Source organism: Lentzea atacamensis (assembly GCF_003269295.1).
Lineage (GTDB): Bacteria > Actinomycetota > Actinomycetes > Mycobacteriales > Pseudonocardiaceae > Lentzea > Lentzea atacamensis.
This window is the reverse complement of sequence record NZ_QLTT01000002.1, coordinates 790,877-810,459: the sequence shown is the minus strand read 5'-3', so window position 1 is coordinate 810,459 and position 19,583 is coordinate 790,877. Positions and strand designations below refer to the sequence as shown.

The 19,583-nt window shown below is 69.4% G+C and carries 19 protein-coding genes; 2 read left to right on the top strand and 17 right to left on the bottom strand.

All coding sequences use genetic code 11. The annotated features are described in order from the left end of the window. Positions 1-7 precede the first annotated feature (7 nt). On the bottom strand, positions 8-1,390 hold the full coding sequence (locus C8D87_RS12905) for an NAD(P)H-hydrate dehydratase (RefSeq protein WP_109628697.1): 1,383 nt from the start codon (positions 1,388-1,390) through the stop codon (positions 8-10). Then, positions 1,391-3,250, bottom strand: a complete 1,860-nt coding sequence (gene glmS / locus C8D87_RS12900; protein WP_109628699.1) for a glutamine--fructose-6-phosphate transaminase (isomerizing) — start codon at positions 3,248-3,250, stop codon at positions 1,391-1,393. Between the two features lie 134 nt (positions 3,251-3,384). On the opposite strand from glmS, the gene C8D87_RS12895 reads away from it, so the two are divergent. Continuing rightward, positions 3,385-4,212: a dienelactone hydrolase family protein gene (locus C8D87_RS12895; protein ID WP_112226775.1), complete on the top strand. Its 828-nt coding sequence runs from the start codon at positions 3,385-3,387 to the stop codon at positions 4,210-4,212. A 292-nt stretch (positions 4,213-4,504) separates the two neighbouring features. After that, positions 4,505-5,167 (top strand): hypothetical protein, encoded by a 663-nt coding sequence (locus C8D87_RS12890; protein WP_146771694.1) that lies wholly within the window; start codon positions 4,505-4,507, stop codon positions 5,165-5,167. 41 nt (positions 5,168-5,208) lie between these two features. Here the strand turns inward: C8D87_RS12890 and C8D87_RS12885 are convergent, their stop codons facing one another. The 15 genes from C8D87_RS12885 to C8D87_RS12820 all read right to left on the bottom strand — a co-directional run bounded on the left by C8D87_RS12885 (position 5,209) and on the right by C8D87_RS12820 (position 19,447). Continuing rightward, positions 5,209-5,715 carry a hypothetical protein gene (locus C8D87_RS12885; protein ID WP_146231332.1) on the bottom strand — a complete coding sequence of 169 codons (507 nt, stop codon included), beginning with the start codon at positions 5,713-5,715 and terminating at the stop codon, positions 5,209-5,211. Beyond that, positions 5,712-8,456 (bottom strand): WXG100 family type VII secretion target, encoded by a 2,745-nt coding sequence (locus tag C8D87_RS48540; RefSeq protein ID WP_112226773.1) that lies wholly within the window; start codon positions 8,454-8,456, stop codon positions 5,712-5,714. Before C8D87_RS48540 ends, C8D87_RS12885 begins: the two co-directional genes overlap by 4 nt. A gap of 6 nt (positions 8,457-8,462) precedes the next feature. After that, positions 8,463-8,768, bottom strand: coding sequence for a type VII secretion target (locus tag C8D87_RS12875; protein WP_109628709.1), 306 nt, complete (start codon positions 8,766-8,768; stop codon positions 8,463-8,465). A gap of 148 nt (positions 8,769-8,916) precedes the next feature. Further along, positions 8,917-9,267, bottom strand: a complete 351-nt coding sequence (locus tag C8D87_RS46860; RefSeq protein WP_215732294.1) for a hypothetical protein — start codon at positions 9,265-9,267, stop codon at positions 8,917-8,919. A gap of 6 nt (positions 9,268-9,273) precedes the next feature. Beyond that, the gene (locus C8D87_RS12865) at positions 9,274-9,519 is read right to left on the bottom strand and encodes a hypothetical protein (RefSeq protein WP_233442051.1); all 246 of its coding nucleotides are present in this window, start codon (positions 9,517-9,519) and stop codon (positions 9,274-9,276) included. 16 nt (positions 9,520-9,535) lie between these two features. After that, entirely contained in the window at positions 9,536-10,870 is a 1,335-nt protein-coding gene (gene glmM, locus C8D87_RS12860) for a phosphoglucosamine mutase (RefSeq protein ID WP_109628711.1), read from the bottom strand. 110 nt (positions 10,871-10,980) lie between these two features. After that, complete coding sequence (gene rpsI / locus C8D87_RS12855; RefSeq protein WP_109632781.1) at positions 10,981-11,514, bottom strand: 30S ribosomal protein S9; 534 nt, start codon at positions 11,512-11,514, stop codon at positions 10,981-10,983. Positions 11,515-11,540: 26 nt separating this feature from the next. Then, positions 11,541-11,984, bottom strand: a complete 444-nt coding sequence (rplM, locus tag C8D87_RS12850) for a 50S ribosomal protein L13 (RefSeq protein ID WP_030472013.1) — start codon at positions 11,982-11,984, stop codon at positions 11,541-11,543. A gap of 256 nt (positions 11,985-12,240) precedes the next feature. Continuing rightward, complete coding sequence (locus C8D87_RS12845; protein WP_112226772.1) at positions 12,241-12,519, bottom strand: WXG100 family type VII secretion target; 279 nt, start codon at positions 12,517-12,519, stop codon at positions 12,241-12,243. A gap of 59 nt (positions 12,520-12,578) precedes the next feature. After that, positions 12,579-12,890, bottom strand: a complete 312-nt coding sequence (locus tag C8D87_RS12840) for a WXG100 family type VII secretion target (RefSeq protein ID WP_112226771.1) — start codon at positions 12,888-12,890, stop codon at positions 12,579-12,581. Between the two features lie 147 nt (positions 12,891-13,037). Continuing rightward, on the bottom strand, positions 13,038-13,436 hold the full coding sequence (locus tag C8D87_RS12835) for a hypothetical protein (protein ID WP_112226770.1): 399 nt from the start codon (positions 13,434-13,436) through the stop codon (positions 13,038-13,040). A 17-nt stretch (positions 13,437-13,453) separates the two neighbouring features. Next, a complete protein-coding gene (locus tag C8D87_RS12830) occupies positions 13,454-15,271 on the bottom strand; it encodes a type VII secretion-associated protein (RefSeq protein WP_112226769.1) in 1,818 nt (605 codons plus the stop codon). 72 nt (positions 15,272-15,343) lie between these two features. Next, positions 15,344-15,484: a tetratricopeptide repeat protein gene (locus tag C8D87_RS45850; RefSeq protein ID WP_170166405.1), complete on the bottom strand. Its 141-nt coding sequence runs from the start codon at positions 15,482-15,484 to the stop codon at positions 15,344-15,346. A 376-nt stretch (positions 15,485-15,860) separates the two neighbouring features. Beyond that, positions 15,861-16,502 carry a hypothetical protein gene (locus tag C8D87_RS12825; protein WP_112226768.1) on the bottom strand — a complete coding sequence of 214 codons (642 nt, stop codon included), beginning with the start codon at positions 16,500-16,502 and terminating at the stop codon, positions 15,861-15,863. Between the two features lie 263 nt (positions 16,503-16,765). Then, positions 16,766-19,447, bottom strand: coding sequence for an AfsR/SARP family transcriptional regulator (locus C8D87_RS12820; RefSeq protein ID WP_112226767.1), 2,682 nt, complete (start codon positions 19,445-19,447; stop codon positions 16,766-16,768). Between the last annotated feature and the right edge of the window lie 136 nt (positions 19,448-19,583).

The window sequence follows — 19,583 nt, the reverse complement described above, 5'->3', positions numbered from 1 at the left end:
CGAGCGCTCAGGACCGTCGAAGTGCCCGGACGGCTGCTGGGATCGCCTCCATCAGCCCGGAAGCCGGCACCGGCGCCCCGTCCGCCGCCAACTCCGCCGCCAGGACGTGCGCGTACGCCGCGTATCCAGCTGCCAGGAACGGTTCCACGCCACCGGCCAGCAGCGCGCCGATGATCCCGGACAACACGTCCCCGGATCCGGCCGTCGCAGGCCACGACGACGTCGCCGAGTTGACCAGCGCCCGTCCGTCCGGCGCCGCCACCACGGTCCGGTGGCCCTTCAGCAGGACCACGGCGTTGAACCGCTGAGCCGCCTTCCGCGCCGCCGCGACCCGATCCACGCCGACCGGACCGGCCAGCCGTTCGAACTCCCTGTCGTGCGGCGTCAGCACGAGCGGGGTGTCCGGGTCGCGCGCGTCCCACAGCGTGGGGTGCTGCGCGAGCAGGGTGATGGCGTCCGCGTCCGCGATCACCGGCACACCGGCCTCCAGCACGGACCTCAGCACGCCGTCCGACGACGAGCCGGTACCCATGCCCGGTCCCACGACCCAGGCCTGCACGCGGCCGGCGTCCGTGATCGAGCCGGTGCAGATGGTCTCCGGCCAGCGCGCTCGAATCGCGTCGGCAGCCGGACCCGCGTAGCGGACCATGCCGGACGTGGCGAGAACGGCGGCACCGGTCGAAAGCACCGCGGCACCCGGATAGGTCGCGCTGCCGGCCGCCACGCCCGTGACGCCCTGCGTGTACTTGTCGTCGGACGGGCCCGGCACCGGCCAGGCGATGTCCGAGCGGTCCAGCAGCACGAAGTCCGGGTCCGTCGGCCGCAGACCGATGTCGACGAGGTGCACGTCGCCGCAGTCGGCCAGCGCGTGCACGGGCTTGAGGCAGCCGAACGTCACGGTGGTGTGCGCACGTACGAAGGGCCCGGAGATTTCGCCGGTGTCCGGGTCGATGCCGGAGGGCAGGTCCACAGCGAGGATCGGCGCGCGCACGCTCTCGACGAGCGCGGCCGCGTCCGGGCGGAGCGGGCCTCGTGCGGACAGGCCGACGATGCCGTCGATCACCAGGTCCGGGGTGCCGACCTCGTCGACGATCCGGCCGCCGGCGCGCCGGAAGGCGGAGAGTCCCTCGGCATGCGCTTTGGCCGGGTTGAGCAGGATCGCGGACACCCCGACACCGCGGCGGCGCAGGAAGTAGCCGGCCCACAGGGCGTCGCCGCCGTTGTTGCCGGCGCCGACCAGCAACGTGACGCGGCGACGTCCGGAAAGAAGCCTGAGGGCGTGGGTGGCCACACCGAACGCGGCCTTGCGCATCAACGAGCCCGGCGGAACAACCGCCATGAGCTCCTCTTCAGCGGACTTGACGCGTTCGGTGTGCCAGACGCCTCTCACTCACTCGACCGTAACGGACTTCGCGAGGTTGCGGGGCTTGTCCACGTCGTAGCCGCGGCTGCGGGCGATCTCGGCGGCCAGCACCTGCAGCGGCACCGTCGAGATGAGCGGCTGCAGCAGGGTCGGGACGGCCGGGATCTCGATCAGGTGGTCGGCGAACGGGCGCACGGTCTCGTCGCCCTCCTCGGCGATCACGATCGTGCGGGCGCCGCGGGCCTGGATCTCGCTGATGTTCGACACCAGCTTCGAGTGCAGGACGGCGCGGCCCTTCGGCGACGGCATGACCACGACGACCGGGAGGTCCTTCTCGATCAGCGCGATCGGGCCGTGCTTGAGCTCGCCGGCCGCGAAGCCCTCGGCGTGCATGTAGGCGAGCTCCTTGAGCTTGAGCGCGCCCTCCAGTGCTACCGGGTAGCCGACGTGGCGGCCGAGGAACAGCACGGCCTTCGAGTCGGCCAGCTCACGACCGAGCTTGCGGACCTGCTCGACGGTGCCGAGCACCCGCTGCACGGCCTCGGGCATGGCCTCCAGCTCGTGGAACTCGCGGGCGACCTCGTCCGGGTACTTGGTTCCGCGGGCCTGCGCCAGGGCCAGACCGACGAGGTAGTTCGCCGCGATCTGGGCGAGGAACGCCTTCGTCGACGCGACACCGATCTCCGGACCGGCGTGCGTGTAGAGGACGGCGTCGGACTCGCGCGGGATCTGCGCGCCGTTCGTGTTGCAGACGGCCAGAACGCGGGCCTTCTGCGCACGCGCGTGACGCACGGCCTCCAGCGTGTCCGCGGTCTCACCGGACTGCGACACGGCGACGACGAGCGTGTCGCGGTCGAGCACCGGGTCGCGGTAGCGGAACTCGGAGGCGAGCTCGACCTCGACGGGCAGGCGGGTCCAGTGCTCGATCGCGTACTTCGCGACGAGGCCGGAGTGGTAGGCCGAACCACAGGCGATGACGAAGACCTTGTCGACGTCACGCAGGTCCTGGTCGGAGAGCCGCTGCTCGTCGAGGACGATGCGGCCGTTCGAGAAGTGGCCGCGCAGCGTGTTCGCCAGCGCCTCCGGCTGCTCCTCGATCTCCTTGAGCATGAAGTACTCGTGGCCGCCCTTCTCGGCGGCGCTGAGGTCCCAGTTGACCGTGAACGGCTTGGCCTCGGCCGGCTCGCCGTCGAAGTCGGTGACCTCGTAGCCCTCGCGGGTGATCACGACCATCTGGTCCTGACCCAGCTCGACGGCCTCGCGGGTGTGCGCGATGAACGCCGAGACGTCGCTCGCCACGAAGTGCTCGCCCTCGCCGACACCCACGACCAGCGGGGAGTTGCGGCGGGCCGCGACGACCTGGTCCGGCTCGTCGGCGTGCGTGAACACGAGCGTGAACGCGCCCTCCAGGCGGCGCACGATCTTGCGCACGCTGGCGGGCAGGTCGCCCTTCGTCTCGCCGTCGCCGTAGGCGAACGCCACGAGGTGCGCGACCGTCTCGGTGTCGGTGTCGGACGCCATCTCGACGCCGAGACCCTCGAGCTCGGCGCGCAACGCGGCGAAGTTCTCGATGATGCCGTTGTGCACCACGGCGACGCGGTTCGTCGCGTCGCGGTGCGGGTGGCTGTTGCGGTCGATCGGCGCACCGTGTGTCGCCCACCGCGTGTGTCCCATGCCGACGGTGCCCGCGAAGTTGTCGCGGCCCACCTCGTCGAGCCTCGTCTCCAGGTTCTGCAGCCGGCCCGCCTTGCGTTCGACGGCGAGTTCGCCCTCGCCGATGACCGCCACGCCTGCCGAGTCGTAACCCCGGTACTCGAGCCGCCTCAGCCCGTCCAGTACGACGTCGAGCGCCGCCCGGTGACCCACGTATCCCACGATTCCGCACACGCGAAACAGACTAGCTAGACCACGCCGCTAACCCTAATGAGTGGGGACGACCCATCATCGCTGGTCAGAGACACGTTTGGTGTAGACCAATCTCGAATGTGGTGCGCACGACAGGATCGGCTACGGTTCACCCCATGGCTCGCCGCGTGATCACGCTGACCGCGAAACAGGCCCTCGAGCAGCTCAGCAGGCCCGGTCCGCACCCGGTGCTGCGCGGCGATCTCGCACTCGTCGGCCTGCCGGGCGTCGTCTTCACGCCGGAGTCGGGTCTGGGCCTGCCGGCCGTCGCGTTCGGACACGGCTGGATGCAGCCCGTTCGCCGCTACCACGGGCTTTTGCGGCACCTGGCGTCGTGGGGAATCGTCGCCGCCGCCCCGGCGGTGGAACGCGGGCCGCTGCTGTCGGCACGCGTGCTGGCCGCGAACCTGTTGACCACTTTGGACATCTGCACCGGCGTGCGGCTGGGATCCGGGAAGATCAGCGTGGACCCGGCCAAGGTCGCGCTGGCCGGGCACTCGATGGGCGGCGGCGCGGCGGTGCTGGCGGCGTCCGAAGGCGAGCGTGTCCGCGCCGTTGTGACTTTGGCCGCAACGGAGACGAGGCCGTCCGCACTGGACGCCGCGCGCGAGGTCCGCGTGCCCGGCCTGCACCTCGCGGCCGGTGAGGACCGGATCGCGCCGCCCGTCGGGCACTCCGAGGCGATCGCCCAGGCTTGGGGCGGCCCGGTCCAGCTGCGGCTGCTCCCCAAGGCCTCGCACCTCGGGTTCACCGAGGGCAGGCACTGGAGCGAGCTCCTGCTCGACGGCCACGCCGAGCGGGGATCGCACAAGCTCGGCCGCGCGCTGGCGACGGCGTTCCTGCTGCGGGTGCTGACCGGTGAGCGCCTGTACGACGAGCTGCTCGACAGCGACCTGAAGAACGCGAACGTCGTCTTCCAGCGGGAAGCACTGCGCCGGCGCTGACGTGCTCCCCGTGATGCCCGGAACTCAGAACCGGGGCTGCACCAGGCCCCAGCCGGAGCAGTTCCGGGGACCGTCACCGGGGCAACGGCTTGCGCATCGGCCTGGCCGCGCTGGTCGGCGTGCTGATCGCCGTCGCGATCCCCCGGTCGCCTCCGCTGGCCGCGCACTTCCAGGCCAGGACTGCCTGGTGGGCACGGCCGGGTGGGGAACGCCGCCGCGACAGACCTCAGCAGTCCGCAGGGGCATCCTCAGCAGGGTTACGGCCCGCACCGCACCCGCTAGATTGCTCAGCGTGATGCCGAATCAGGGTTGGCAGCAGAACCAGCCCCAACAGCAGTGGGGTCCGCCGCCACCACAACCGAGGGGCGGCAGCTTCGCGATGGCTGTGGTCGTCGCGGTGGGTGCGCTCGGAGTCGCCATCTACTGGGCGATCCTCGGGGTCATGAGGCTCATCATCAAACGGCCTCACCAGTCGGAACCCGAAGTCGTCGCGCTCCTGCTGCAGGAGACCGGCGGCAACGGCGACCTGCTGGCGCCGCTGAGCATCGCTGACACAGTGCTCAAGCTGCTCGCAGCGGTGGTGCTCGTGTTCGGCGCGTTGCTGGTCGTCCTGCGCAAGATGCCCGGTGCGTTCCTCATCGCGGGCGCCGTCCTGGTGGGACTGCTCGCCGCCGGGTGCCACTTCTTCTACTACCAGCAGATCGGCTGGAGCGGCACCAGCGACACCTACATCGCGGCCGTGCTCACACTGATCGTCGGGGTCGTGGCGATCCTGCCACCGGTGACGAACGCGTTGAAGCCCGCCGCAGGGCCGCAGGGCGGTCAGCCCCAGTTCCCGCACCAGCCGCCACCACCCGGTTATGGGCCTCCCCAGGGTCCGCCGCAGGGCCCGCCACCACCTGGCTACGGCCCGCCGCAGGGCCCGCCTCCCCCCGGCTACGGCCCGCCGCGCTGAACCAACGCGAACGCCCCAGATGATCTGGGGGCGTTCGTCGGTCAGGACAACCAGCTCTGGTTGCTCAGGTCGTCGTCATCGTCGACGACGGGACGCTGCGGCCGCCTGGGCGGCGCCTGGCGCACCGGCGGCGGAGGTGCCACCGGTTGCTGGACGACCGGCGGCTGCTGCACCGGCCGCTGCGGCTCCGGCCTCGCCCCCGTCATGAAGCCCTCGGACTGGGCACGCAGGTCCTGCGCCCGCCACTCCTTCGCGATCCGCTCGACCTCCTCGTCGAGGTCGTCCTTCGCGATGGCGGTTTCGTCGTCGAGGCCGAAGGAGAGCTCCTTGTTGCGCTCCTTCGGCTGGCCACCGCCGTGCTGGGTCCTGGCCATCTCGCGCAGGCGCTCGGCGAGCCGCTGCTTGCGGTCGGCGAACTTGTCGTGGTTCTCCTGAGTCTGCTTGGTCGACTCGGCGAACTTCTCCTTGGCGTCCGCCATGCGCGAGGAGTGCTCCGACTCGATGCCCGCGAGCTTCGCCTTGAACGCGGCGAGATCGAGATCACTCACCACTGACCACCCCGGTTGCCGTCGTCACCGCTGAGCACGCCCTGGGCGCTGCTCAGCGGATTGCTGTTGTCCTCGTCGAACAGCGAACCCGTGGTGCGCCACTGGCTCGCGCCGCGCTCTGTGTCGCCGCCCTGCTGACCGCCGGCGCCGGCACCCGCACCACCCATCATGCCGCCGCCCATCATCCCGCCGCCCATCATGCCGCCGGACGCGGGCCCTGACGTGGGCTGACCGTGAGCGTCCTGCATGGACGGCAGGTTCGCCGAACCCGCCTGGCCCGCCTCGGAGGCGTTCGTGTTGAACGCACCACCGTTGTCGCCCTGCGACGGCGTGCTCCAGGCGCTGTCGGCCGGCGACGAACCACCGAGCACCGACTCGCCGCCGGAGGACCCACCGCCGGTGAAGGAGACACCGGACGCCACCGTGCCGTCCGAGGCCGCGACGATCCTGGGCTCGCCGACGTTCGGCATGATGCCGTTGTCCTGGATGTAGTTGGGGCCCAGGGGCGGACCCGCCGAGCCCGGCGGGCTCCAGACCTGCTCGCCCTGGGCGGGCATGGTGTGGAACTCACCCTGCGCCGGCGCGGGCATCGGCTGGAACTCGCTCTGGGCCGGCACGGTGTGGAACTCACCCTGCGCGGGCGCCGGCATCGGCTGGAACTCACCCGGAGCAGGCGCCGGCATCGTCTGGTACGCGCCGTCGGCAGGCTGCGGGAAGGGCTGGTCCGGGATGTTCAACGGCTGGTCGAGCCGCAGATCCCCGGTCATGCCACCGGAACCGCCGCCACCGACGCCCGCGGGATCGGTGCCCGCGGCCGGGTTCTCGTCCTCGCCGAAGCTCACGCCGATCTGGTCGGGCGTGCCGTCGCCGTTGTCCGCGGTCAGGTTGATCTCGCCGGTCTGCGTGTCGACCTCGGCGGTGAAGTTGACGCCGTCCTGCTCGATGTGGATCTTGCCGTCGGCGCCGACCTCGACCGGGATCGGGTTCGACTCCGAGCCGGGCGCTCCCATGCCCGTGCCACCGGGAGCACCGCCGCCGGGCGTCGGCGTGCCGCCTGTCGGAGCGGGAGCGCCGGGCGCCTGCGAGCCCTGGGTGGGCGTACCGGTGAGCTGATTGGCCATGGCCGTGATGGCCTGCGCGCCGTTCTGACCCATCAGCGCCTTGGCGGCCTCGGGGTTCTTGCTGAAGTCGAGGTCGTAGGTCTTCGGCTCGCCCTTGGGCGTGTCGATCGTCATCTTCACGTGCCCGTTCGAGTCGGGCTCCGTGACCTTGATCGTGTTGTCGCCCGCCTTGACCGTGACGGTCTCGAGGTTCTCCTCGGGCTTGGGCAACTGCTGCTGGTTGTCGGGCTTGCCGTCGCCGTCGAGGTCGTCGATCTTGCCGTCCCCGTCGGTGTCGCCGGGCAGGTCCGGCTTGCCGTCGCCGTTCTTGTCGAGCGGGTTCTCCGGCTTCGGGATCTCCGGCATGCCGCCACCGCCACCACCGCCACCGGTCGGGCCACCACCGCCACCGCCGCCGCCACCGCCGCCGCCGGGGTTCTGGTTCTTGCCGCCACCGCCGGGCGTCTCACCGGGCTTCTCGGCGGGCTTCTCCTCCTTGGCGGGCTCGAACGGCTTGGTGTTGATCTTGTCGATCTCGGCACCGAGCGCGTTCCAGGCGTCGTCGACCGCCTTCTTCGTGTCCTTGCAGAGCTTCTCGAAGTTCGTCCACTTCTGGCTGACATCGTTGTGGAAGGTGCCCTGCAGCCAGTCACGGGCGCCGATGCGGACCTGTTCCTTCCACCTGTCCTCGTCGCAGGCCTCATCGTTGATCTGGATGCCCACGTGACCGGCGGCCCGCCTCAGCACACCCTCGTCGTCGCTGGTCGCGGCCTGCACGATCTCGCGGATCTGCGGCGGCGTCTTGCCCGCGATGTCGAACGGGCTGCCCACACCGTTCAGCACCGCGTTCGCCTTGTCGTTCACCAGCTGCGAGACCGTGTGGCACGCCGCGCGCGTCGCGTCGGCGATGTGGTTGATGCCGTCCGCGACGGCCGCGGCCTTCTTCGAGAAGTCGGCGACGAAGGCGCGCGAGTTGTCCGCGGCCTTGCCGTCCCAGGTCGACCAGAGCTTCGACATCGACTTCTCGGAGTCGGCCTGCTGAGTGCGCAGATCCGTGGAGACCTGCCGCATCTCCTTGATGTCTTCGTCGATCTTGTGGAAGTCGATGTCGCGCTGCTCTTCGTAGAGCGTCTTGACGGCGTTGAAGTCCGTGGGGACGTTCGAGGCGCCGACACCGATGACCTTCTTCGCCTCCACGTAGACGGGAAGGAAGTTCTCGAAGTACTTGAGGCCGGGTGCGCCGGCGTCCAGCAGGAAGTTCGAGTTGCCGACACCCGCGCCACCGTCCGCGGCGCGCTGCTCGGACTGGTCCAGCGTGTTCTGACCGGACTTCTTGGCGTTGTTGTGATCGTCGATCTTCTTCTGACCGGCGTCACCTGACTTCTTCGCGATGTCGTAGGCGTTGTTCAGCCGGTCTTCCGAGCTGTCCGACCACGGCATCGCGTTCGACAGCGACTGGCCGAAGCCGTCGCCGTAAGAAACGTCGTAGTCGTCGAGGTACTTCTCGAGCTCGTCGTTGTGCGTGCCCGTGAAGTCCTTGTCCATCTCGGTCGTGTAGTACGCCTCGAGAAGGGCCTTTTTCTGGTCTGGCGGGACCTCGGGGTTGTCGCAGAGCTTCTTGACTTCTTCCCAGGTGGGCATCTGCGACTACCCCTTCTGCTTGTTGATGTTGGCGGCGTTGGCCTCTTCCGTCCACGCGTAGCCGTTCGCGGACTCGCGGAGCTTGTCGGAAAGGCCCTTCATCGCCGCGGAGTAGGCACCGATCGCCTCGGCTAGTTTCGGCAGGCCGGCCTTGTACTTGGCGCCACCGGCGGTGTGCGCGCGACCGAAGTCCTTCTCGCTCACAGCGCTCGCGGTGATCTTGGCCTTGTAGTTCTCGATCTCGGTCGCGATCCCCTGGATGGTCGTCGCGGACGACATCATTTCGCCGGCGTTCGCCTGATAGCCAGACATGTGGTCCCTGCCTCCCCTAGTCCCCGATCTGACGCAGTTCGGCTCAGCGGGGTTCCGCCATACAGTGCCAGCTCAGATCACACGACCACCTGAGCTCCGTGATGTCGGTTGCCTTAGTAAACAGCCATTCGGCGGCATTCGCCGACGATCACCACTGATTGGGCGGCGGCTGCTGCTGACCAGGCGGTTGCTGGGGCCACTGCTGGCCGGAAGGCGGGCCCTGCTGACCGGGAGGAGGGCCTTGTTGCGGCCATTGCTGCCCTGGAGGGAAGGGCTGCTGAGGTGGATGCCCCTGGCCGGAAGGCGGACCCTGCTGCGGATGCTGGTGCCCTGGCGGGAAGGGCTGCTGGGGCGGGTAGCCGTGGCCGGGAGGGAACTGCTGCGGGTGCTGAGCCCGCTGCTTCTTCTGGTTCTTCACGACGATCACGACCACCAGCACGACCGCGACGAGAGCGAGGACGAACAGGGTGATCAGCAGCTGGGCCGGTCCGAACTTCACGACTGATCACCAACCGTTCTGCGCGGGCGGCTGCTGGCCGGGCGCGGGTTGCTGTGGATGTCCCTGTGACGCGTAGTGCTGCTGCGGGTACGCCTGCTGGCCTGGCGGGAACTGTTGCTGCTGGTACGGGTATCCCTGCTGCGGCGGACACGGCGGCCGGGCGGGCTTGCGCCTGGTGGTCAGCACGACCACCAGGACCACCCCGAGCACCACCAGCACGAGCAGGACGAACAGCGCCAACCAGATAGCCACGGGCCCTCCGAAATCCTCAGTGGACCGAGGAAACCACACCCGCCAGGCGTTGCGCTGCCGACTCCGCCTGTTCGTGGCTCGTCGCCTCGACCATCACACGCACGAGCTGCTCGGTGCCGGACGGGCGCAGCAGCACGCGGCCGGTGTCGCCCAGTTCGGCCTCGACCTCGGCGACGGCCTCGCTGACGGAGGTGGCCTTGGCCACGGCGGCCTTGTCGGTGACCTTCACGTTGATCAGGACCTGGGGCAGGCGCCGCATCACCGAGGCGAGGTCGGCGAGGGACTTGCCGGTCTCGGCCATGCGGGCCATCAGGCGCAGCGCGGTGAGCAGGCCGTCGCCGGTGGTGGCGTGGGCGGGCAGCACCACGTGGCCGGACTGTTCGCCGCCGAGCGAGTAGCCGCCGGCCTTGAGGTCCTGCAGCACGTACCGGTCGCCGACGGCGGTGGTGCGCAGCCGGATGCCCGCCTCCCTCATGGCGAGGTGCAGACCGAGGTTGCTCATCACCGTGGCGACGAGGGTGTCCTCGTACAGCTCGCCCGCGTCACGCATGGCGAGCGCGAGGATCGCGAGGATCTGGTCGCCGTCGACGATGGCGCCCTCGGCGTCCACGGCCAGGCAACGGTCGGCGTCGCCGTCGTGCGCGATGCCGAGGTCGGCGCCGTGCTCGCGGACCGCGGCGGCGACGACGTCGATGTGGGTTGAGCCACAGCCGGCGTTGATGTTGAGGCCGTCCGGGGTCGCGTTGATCGCGATGACCTCGGCGCCCGCGCGGCGGTACGCGTCCGGTGCGGCCACCGACGCGGCACCGTTCGCGCAGTCCACCACGACCTTGAGGCCGTCGAGGCGGTGCGGCGTGACCTTGAGCAGGTGCTCGACGTACTGGGTCTCGGCGTCGGGGACGTCGCGCACCCGGCCGATCGCGGCACCGGTGGGACGCTCGAAGCCGGTGCCCATGAGCTGCTCGATCTCGTCCTCGACCTCGTCCGGCAGCTTGTGGCCGCCCGCGGCGAAGAGCTTGATCCCGTTGTCCGGCATCGCGTTGTGCGACGCGGAGATCATCACGCCGATGTCGGCGCCGAGTGCGGCGACGAGGTGCGCGACGGCCGGGGTGGGCAGGGCGCCGACGCGCAGCACGTCCGCACCGGCCGAGGTGAGGCCCGCGGTGACGGCGGCGTCGAGCATCTCGCTGCTCGCCCTGGGGTCGCGGCCGACGACAGCGACCGGGCGATGGGAACGGTCGTGCTCGGCGAGCACACGTGCCGCTGCGGCGGCGACGGACATCGCGAGCTCTGGGGTGAGATCGGCGTTGGCGAGACCACGAACTCCGTCGGTGCCGAACAGGCGGGCCATGAATCCTCCGAATTGGACACTGCGAGGCGACGGGAAAAGACCCGGAAAACACTGCGGGAGCAGCAGTTCGAGATGAACTGCTGCTCCCGCAGGTACAGCTGAGGTGATGCTCAGCGCTTGGAGTACTGAGGCGCCTTGCGGGCCTTCTTCAGACCGTACTTCTTGCGCTCCTTGACCCTCGGGTCACGGGTGAGGAAGCCGGCCTTCTTGAGCGCCGGGCGGTCCTCGGAGTCGACGGCGATCAGCGCACGCGCGATGGCGAGACGCAGCGCACCGGCCTGGCCGGTGATGCCGCCGCCACGCAGGTTGGCGATCACGTCGAAGGTCTCGGGCTTCTCGGTGGTGACGAGCGGCTCCTTGATGAGCTGCTGGTGCACCTTGTTCGGGAAGTAGTCCTCGAGGGCCTTGCCGTTCAGGGTGAACTTGCCGGTGCCGGGCACGAGGCGGACGCGGACGACGGCCTCCTTGCGGCGGCCGACGGTCTGCGCGAGGTGCGCGGCGCCGTTCAGCGAGGGCGCGACCACCGGCGCGGAGGTCTCGACGACCTCAGCCTCGGCGGCCTCGGCCTCGGGAGCCTCGACGACCTCGGCCTCGACCTCGACGGCCTCGACGGCCTCGGGGGTCTCGTTCTCAGGGGTGGTCACAGGAACTTCCTCGGTGTACTCGTCGCTCACTGGGCGATCTTCTTGATCTCGAAGGCCTGCGGCTGCTGCGCCGCGTGCGGGTGGTTCGGTCCGCTGTAGACCTTCAGCTTGTTCGCGATCTGACGGCCCAGGCGGTTCTTGGGCAGCATGCCCTTGATCGCCTTCTCCACCAGGCGGTCCGGACGGGTGTCCAGGACCTCGCCGAAGGACTGCTTGCGCAGACCGCCGGGGAAGCCGGAGTGGCGGTACTGGAACTCCTGGTCCCGCTTCGAGCCGGTCAGGGCGACCTTGTCAGCGTTGATGATGACCACGAAGTCACCGGTGTCAACGTGAGGGGCGTAGGTCGGCTTGTGCTTGCCGCGCAGCAGCGTCGCGGCCTGGGTGGCGAGCCGGCCGAGCACCACGTCCTGGGCGTCGATCACGTGCCAGGTGCGGGTCACCTCACCGGGCTTCGGGCTGTACGTGCGCACGGGTCTACCTCGTCGTCACTTGCGTCTGGGGTCACTGCGGCGGTTGCCCCAGACCGATCTTGGACAGGCCAAGCGGTGGTTCCGAGACAGGCGCGGCGCACACGGGCGCCAGCTACCGCACAACAACGTAAGAAGATACCGGATGGGTGGTGCGGGGACCAAAACGGCCCCCTCCGAGCCCCTGTCTCCGGACGTACGCGAGCCCCGGACCACGTGGTTCCGGGGCTCGCGAGGGGTCTTGCTGACCGCTGCGGTCTTACCAGCGGGCGGCGTTCGACTGCTCGGCCTGGGCGTACGCCTCGGAGGCCTGCTGCACGGCGGTACCGATGGCGGCGAGGACGGCGTTCAGGTCGGCGGCCGAGTCGGCCCACTTCTTCTGCGCGGCCTGGTAGCCCTCACCCGAGGCGCCCATCCAGCCCGCGAGGGTCTTGTCGACCTGCGCCTTGAGCTGGTCGTTCAGGTCGTCGATCGACTTGGACGAGCTCGTGATCGTGGCGGCAGCGGCCGCAACCTCTGCGAAAGTAACCTTGATCATTGCTTATCTCCCCTTGAGAAAGTCTGAAAGCTGGAATCGGTTATGGCTGCTGGTCGAGATCAGAGACGGCCGGCGATGCCCTGGACCGCCTGCTTCTGCTCTTCCTCGTTCCTCTGGTAGACGTCAGCGGTGCTGGCGATCGCCGCCTGGATCTCCCGCAGAGCCTCGTTGAGCTTCCTCACGTCCTCGTCCATGCGGTTCATCAGGTTCTGGAACGCTGCGGCAGCGTCACCGGCCCAGGTGCTCTGGACCTGCTCGGCCGCACCGCGAACCGTCCGCGCCTCGCCCTGGATCTGGTCGCTGATGTCGCCGATGTGCTTCGCCAGGGCGTCGAGGTCAGCAGTAGTAACTTCAAATGCGTTGCCAGACATGGGAGATTCCCCCTGCTCTAGAGCTTCAGGTCGTACTTCTTGGTTCGTACGCCTCTTCCGACGAGGACCCTGCCACGTCGGTTCCACCCTGTCGCGAGTTCTTTCGAAGTAGTTGCGCTAGTAAACGGCTCCGAGTGAAACCAGGTGTCAGTAGAGGATTCGCGACTGCGAAAAGTCCTCGTCATCGTCACTCACATGGGGAAGCTGACCACTCGGACCGGCGACAGCGGCAGAACCGAGAGTGGCCACCGGTGGCGTCTCAACTGGCACAGGAGCCTGCGGAGCGGTCAGTTCAGCAGCGTCCGGCAACTGCTCGACGGGCAATCCGCGGTCGCTGCGGAACCCGTTGGCTGCCTCACGCACCTCGGCCGAGGTCGCCTGCGCACCGGGCTCGACCCTGCGCTCACGCGCCTGCCGGGCCAGGTCATGCGTGCGTTCTCGCAGCTTGGCGTTGCGTGCACCGACCTCACCGGCGGCGCGACGGGCACGGGTGACGGCGGCTCCCACCTCTGCGCGGAACCGGCCGAGGGCTTCGGTGGCGGACATCGGCAACTCTCCTGTCACTACTGCGGCGGCTTGATGACCAGCGAACGGACGATCTGCTCGCAGGCGCTGCGGACAACCGCCTTGCCTGCGTCGGTGGCCTGGCAGCCCACGCTCACCTGGGCCTTGCCGACGAACTGGATGTACCAGTCGACCGCAGCTCCGCTCACTTCTTCGCGATAGTGAACAACAGACTTGCCCGCAAATGTGGTCGCATCAGCAAATCCGGAGACCTTGTCGCCGTCGCCGACGCGCTTGTTGTATTGGTCCTGCAGTTCTTTGAGCGCGCGAGGACGATCCACGTCACTGTCGTATTCGAGGGTTTGCTCCTGCACGGCAATGCGGTCGCCAGGCGATTCCCCGGCGGTCGTTTTGCGGTCGATCGGTTGCAAAAGCACCTGCCGGTCCTTCGGCGCGCCACCCGTCTGCTCCCACCCGTCCGGCCGGTCGAAACGGTAGTCGTACACGGCGATCTGGTTGGCCGGCGGGTTCGACTGCTGCTGCGCGGCCTTCCGGTTCAGCCACCAGTAACCGCCGGCACCGGCCGCAGCGAGCACCAGCACGACACCGATCGCGATGAAGAGCGGCGCTTTGCTCTTCTTCTGCCGAGGCGGCGACGCCGCGGGGAACGCGGACGGGAACTGTGTGACGGGCGGCGGCGCGATCCGGCGGGTGATCTTGCGGGTGGTGTCGTCGGTAACCCGGAGGTTGTGCGTGACCTCACCCGGACCTCCCTGTGGGGCCTTCTGCTGAGCGACCCCACCAGTCCGTTCCGGATCGAGGCTGACGGCCCGCAGTGCACCTCGGGCGACCACGGTCTCCGGTTGGTCGATGCTCGTCGGCACCACACGGGTGTGCTCGTGCACGAGCCTCGCCACGAGCGGGATCCGGCTCGACCCACCGACCAGGAACACCCCGGCCAGCTGCTGGGGCGCGAGCCCCGCGTCACGCACGGCGGCCCCCACGAGAGCCGCCGCCCGGTTCAACGGCGCGGTGATCAGCTGCTCCAGATCCGACCGGGTGACGTGCGCGTCGGGAAACGGCGGCGGCATCGGCACATCGGTGTAGGCGTGCCGGGACAGCGTCTCCTTGGCACCCCGCACGTCCTGCCGCAGCACCCGCCGCTTGCGCCGCTCGGCCATCTCGCGGCCCTCGACGAGCTGCCGCCACGCCTCCGGATCCTTTGCGCCCACGAGCCCGCCGACGTGCTCCAGCAACACCTGGTCCACGTCCGCACCACCGAAGCTCGGATCGCCCTTGGCGGACAGCACCCGGAAGCTCTTGCCCGTGCGCATCACCACACTCGCGTCGACCGTTCCGCCGCCGAGGTCGAGAACGGCCAGCGCGGCACCGTCCGGAATCGAGTGGCTCGCGGAGTGGAAGACAGCGGCCGCGACGGGCTCAGGCACGAGCACCAGCTCGCGGCCGAGTCCCCGTGCCGCCTGCAGCAGCACTCGGGTGCGGACCGTGCCCCAGTCTGCGGGATGGGTGAGCACGAGCAGATCGACCGGCGCCCCGCCACCGACCCGGCGCGCTTCTCCGACCGCACGGGTAAGCACCGCGCGCACGACATCCACAACGGGCAACACAGTGCTGCCCAGCAGAAGCTCACCCTCGTCGACGCGGCGTTTCGGGTGCGGCTCGTACCGTGCAGGGTCGACCGCGGCCTGGCGCTCCGCCTCGTGACCAACGAACAAAGTTCCGTCGGCGGCAGCGAACACGGCGGACGGCACCAGCGGCTGGCCGTCGAACACGACGACCTGCGGCTCCCGGCCGTGGGCCGAGACGGCGACGCAGGTGCTCGACGTGCCGAAGTCGACCGCGACGTGCAGGCTCATGCACCTTCCCCTCTTCCGGGCACATGCTTACCCGATGCGGCAGGCCTGGACGACACGGATGGCAAAGGTCGCTCACTCAGATCCGGGTCCGCGCACCAGCGCCAGCTTCGTCTCCAGTCCAGCGGCCCGGTTGTCGCCCACGGCGCGAGCCAGCTCCAGCGCCTGTTCCCAGGCCTGCACCGCGTCGTCGTGCCGTCCCAGCCGGAACAGCACGGGGCCAGGTCCTCTTCCAGAACCTCGAGTTGCGTGCCCCTGTCGTTGAACCTCCGCAACTCCTCGAGGGAGTGCTCCAAGAGGGCACGTGCCTCGTCGAGCCGGCCGAGCGCGGCCAGGACAGTGGCGGTGAGACCGTCCACCCGTGCGGCCAAGTACTGGTCACCCGGCCTGCGAGCAGCCGCCCGCGCCCGTTCGCCTGCCTCCGGCGCCCCGGGATAGCGGCGAAGCTCGGTCAGCGTTCCGATGATGTTGCCGCTGCAGATGCACTCCAGGTTGACGTCACCGATCTCGACCGCCAACGCGAGACCGCGGCGATTGCATTCGAGCGGCTCCTCCCGACGGCCGCTGTACAGGTAGGCGACGCTCATGTTGTTCAGACCGGATGCTTCGGCAACCCGCTCGCCAGCTTCCCGTACGAGCGGCAGCGCCACCTCAAAGCCACGCAACGCGTCCTCAAGCCGCTTGAGGTCGACATACATCGCGGTGAGCTCGCGACACGGGTTCTCTGGATGATGGTCTGCGTGCGGAGGTGAGCAGGGATCGCTTGGACGAGCCTGCCCCAGCCTCTGGCCACAGCCGCGTACATCACCGCGCCGAGGTTGTCCCACTCGTTGCGGCACCAGGCGAGCGCGTCAAACCGGTTGGAGAACCCCTGCGGGACGACGCTGGTCGAGATCTCCACCGCTCGCAGCGGCTGCGTGACCGGATGCGTGTCGGCTGCGTTCTCCAGCGTGTGGACGTACCACTCGGTCAGCCTCAGCGCGGCCGTCTCGTCGTCTCCGCACAGCTCAGCGGAGTAGGCGCGCACCAGGTCGTGCATGCCGTACCGACCTGGTGAACGGGTCTGCACGAGGTGGTCCGCGACGAGCCGTTCCAGCCGGCGTGCCTGTGCGACGGTCACCCCGGCCTGTGCGGCCGCCGCGCCGACGTCGAGATCGGCTCCCGGGTGGACGGACAGCAGGCGGAACATCCTGGCGGACTCGGGATCCAGCGCCCGGTACGACCACGAGAACACCGGTGCAGAGCGTCCGACTTGATGTTGCCGAGCACTGGTCCGCGCCACAACGCAGCGGCCGCGGCGAAGTCACCGGAACCCGCCAGCGCTCGAAACCTCAGCAGATCCAGCTCGTCCTGGCCGATCTCCGCCCGCGCTGCTCGCGACCTCAGCTCTCGGGCCGAACCAGTTCGTGTCCGGCGACAGGGCCAGGAAGACGCCGCACCGCTGAGCACCCGCTGCGCGAACCGTTCTGGGCGCAGCTGATGGTCGCGCTGCACCGGCTACTTCCGCACCGCGGCCAGCCGGGTTCCGATCCGCTTGGCCACGGGCTCTTCGAGCTCGGGCAGGATGGCCGCCGCCCGACCCCACGCGGCATCGGCCTCCGCCTGCCGCGCCAGGCCGCGCAGGGCGGCGCCGAGCTGGACGTAGGCCCACGCCTCCGAGACGAGGTCGCCGTACTTCCGCGCGCCGTCGAGTGCGATCTCCAGCTCGGGTTCCGCCTCCGCGAACCGGCCCAGTCCCACCAGAGCGTTGGCTCTCGAATAGTGGTCCACCATCTGTTGGTGCCCGTCACCGCGTTCGGTGCTGACAGCTAGTGCTTGCTCGCTGAAGACCAGCGACTCCTCCCATCGTCCGAGTTTGGCCAGGTCGACCGCGACGTTGCTGAGCGCGCCGTTCTCCCGATAACGGTCTCCCAGTTCGCGCGCCAGCTCGACCCCGCGGCGGGAGAACTCCAACGCCTCCTCGAGGTGGCCCAGGTTGCCGTGCAGGGCCGACATGTTGATCACGGCGGTGACCTCCACAGTCTTCTCACCCCGAGCGCGCGCGACGCGAATCGCTTCTTCGAGGTAGCGCTGGGCGTCCTCCAGCCGGCCGACGTCGTCGTAGACGAAGGCCAGCTTGACCTGCAGGACTCCCCGTTGTTCGAGGGTCGTGCCCGCGCCGACGAGCACCTCGATGATCTCGATGAACTCCCTGCTGCGAGTTCGCTGCACGATCAGGTAGGTGCAGAGGTGCGCCGGGATGTACTGAGCGAGGTCGCTCCACCCTCGCGAGAGAGCCGCGTGCATCACCGCGACGAGGTTGTCCCATTCCTCGCGACACCAGGCCAGGGCGTCGAACCTGGACGCGAACGTCTGCGGAGTCACCCCGGAGGTGATCTCGCCGGCCACCACGAGTTCCTGCACGTCCTTGCGCAGCACTGCCTGCTGAAGGGTGTGGACGTACCACTCGGTCATCCGCAGCGCGGCCGCCTCGTCGTCACCGCACAGCTCCGCCGCGTACGCGCGAAGCAGGTCGTGCAGGTAATACCGGCCGAGCGAACGAGACTGCACCAGGGCATCGGCGACCAGCCGCTCCAGCAACCGCCTAGCCTGCGCCACCGAGACCCCGGCCAGTGCCGCGACGGCGGTCACGTCGAAGTCCGGTCCGGGGTGGAGGGACAGCAACCGGAACATTCGCGCCGACTCGTCGTCCAGCGCCCGGTACGACCACGAGAAGACCGCGCGGACGTCCACGTCGTAGAAGTCGCTGAACGCGTCGAGCCGCTCGTTGCGCAGCTCGTCCACGAACTCCCGCAGCGGCACGTCGGGGAAGCGCGCCACCCGTTCGGCGAAGACCCGCAGTGCCAGCGGCAGTCCGGCGCAGCGCTCCACGATCTCGCGTGCGGCCTCCGGTTCGGCGTCGAGCCGCGGTTCGCCGAGCACCTCCGCGAGCAACGACCGGGCCGCCTCGAACTCCAGCTGCCGCAGGCTGATCGCCGTCGCGTCGTGCTGCGAGACGAGCGCACGCAGCTGGTTTCGGCTGGTGATCAGCACCCGCACCCCGGCCGCACCGGGCAGCAGCGGCAGGACCTGCCGCGCCGACGCGGCGTTGTCGAGCACCAGCAGCAGCCGCCGATCGACCAACTTGGTGCGCAGCAACGCGAACCGGGTGTCCGCACCGGACGGGACGTCCTCCACGCCCAACCCGACGAGCAACATCTCGGCGGCGGCAGCGGGATCGACCGGTTGCACCTCGGGGTCGAACCCGCGCAGGTTCACGTAGAGGTCGCCGTCCGGGTAGTCGTCCCGCTGATCGTGAGCCCAGTGCAACACCAGCGCGGTCTTGCCGACACCTCCTACCCCGTGCACGACCGTGACACCGGCCGCCTTGTCGAGGACCACGAGCTCTTCCTCGCGCCCCACGAAGTTCCGCACCCCTGGCGGGAGCTGACGCGGCACCTGCGGACGCGCACCGGCAGCCACGTCGGCCCGCAGGATCTGCTGGTGCAGCTCCTGCAACGCCGGCCCAGGATCGACACCGAGCTCGTCCGCGAGCTGCGTCCGAATCTCCTGATAGACCTTGAGCGCCTCGGCCTGATGCCCGGACCGGTACAGCGCGAGCGTCAGGTGCCGCCAGAACGGCTCACGCAACGGGTGCTCGGCCACCAGCGACCGCAGTTCCGGCACCAGCTCACCGGACAGCCCGCGGCCCAGCTCGGCGTCGATCCGCCGCTCCAGCGCCACGAGCCGCTCGTCGACCAGGTGCGCCACCTCCTGGTGGTGCAGCCGCTCGGACGCCACGTTGCCGAGGACCGGCCCGCGCCACAACGCCGACGCGGCACCGAAGTCACCGGACTCGGCCAGCGCGCGGAACCGCAGCAGGTCGAGCTGGTCGGGTTCCACGACGGCCAGGTAACCGCCGGTCCGAGTCTGCACGCAGTCGGCCTCGCCCAGCGCCACCCGCAACCGGCGAACGACCATCTGCAGAGTTGCCTTGGCGCGGTCGAACCTCGGCGGGCTACCGTCCCAGACGAGGTCCACCAACTCGTCGACCGGCACGAACCGGTTGGCCCGCAACAGCAACGCCGCGAGCAGCACCTGCGACCGTCCGGACGGGACCGGCACGGGCTCGCCGTCGAGAAACACCTCCAACGGCCCCAGCACGCGGTACTCGGCTCGCACAACGTCCCCCCAGGTCACGAGCAGTGTAGACGCGTTGTGACGGCAGTGTGAGCGAAGTGTGAGCGGCCTCGGGCAGAGTTCTCCTCAGCGGTGCTGGTGGCGACAGACCTGGGGGGCCACCAGCACCGCTCACCAGTTTTGGGGGAGTGCGGCG